1 protein-coding gene is annotated in these 945 nt (G+C 75.2%); it reads left to right on the forward strand.

Annotated elements, in window-relative coordinates; translation table 11 throughout:
* Nucleotides 1-945: serine/threonine-protein kinase (locus CCN56_RS33995; RefSeq protein ID WP_256962321.1), on the forward strand; the 945-nt coding region annotated here is incomplete at both ends.

Consider the following 945-nt stretch of genomic DNA (forward strand, 5'->3'; position numbering starts at 1 on the left):
CGGACGCGGCGGCATGGGCAAGGTCTGGCGCGCGCACGACGAGGTGTTGCACCGCGTGGTGGCGGTGAAGGAGTTGACGGCGGGCCGGTTCGTGGCCGAGGCCGACCGGCTCGTGCTGCACGCCCGTACGCAGAAGGAGGCGCGGGCCGCCGCGCGGATCACGCACCCGGGTGTGGTGACCGTCCACGACGTCCTGGAGCACGACAACCGGCCGTGGATCGTGATGCAGTACGTCGACGGGCCCTCGCTCGCCGACGCCGCCAAGGAGGCCGGCACGATCGAGCCCCGCGAGGCGGCCAGGATCGGGCTGCACGTCGTCGGCGCGCTGCGTGCCGCGCACGCGGCCGGGGTGCTGCACCGGGACGTCAAGCCGGGCAACGTGCTGCTCGCGCGCGACGGGCGCGTCCTCATCACCGACTTCGGGATCGCGGCGATCGAGGGCGACTCGACGATCACCCGGACCGGTGAGATCGTCGGCTCCATCGACTATCTGGCGCCCGAGCGGGTACAGGGCGGCGATCCGGGTCCCGCATCCGACCTCTGGTCCCTCGGCGCCACGCTGTACACGGCGGTGGAGGGCACCTCGCCGTTCCGCCGCACCTCCCCGATCAGCACCATGCAGGCCGTGGTGACCGAGGAGCCGCCGCACCCGCAGAAGGCGGGGCCGCTGGCCTCCGTCATCGTGGCCCTGCTGCGCAAGGATCCGGCGCAGCGGCCGCGCGCGGACGAGGCCGAGCGGATGCTGCTCGACGCGATGGAGGGGCGTGCGCCCGCGGCGGCGCAGGCGTACGTGCCGACCCAGCGCGTGGCCAGGGAGGACCTGGACACGGCGGCGGACGCGCAGGCGGCGGCCGGTACGGGGCTGGGCGCGGGTACGGGGCCGGGCACGGGTACGGAGAGCCTGGCGGGCGGCCCGCCAGGCTCTCCGTACCCGTGCCCGGCCCC

It is taken from the genome of Streptomyces sp. NRRL B-24572 (assembly GCF_002156145.1).
GTDB classification, from domain to species: domain Bacteria; phylum Actinomycetota; class Actinomycetes; order Streptomycetales; family Streptomycetaceae; genus Streptomyces; species Streptomyces vietnamensis.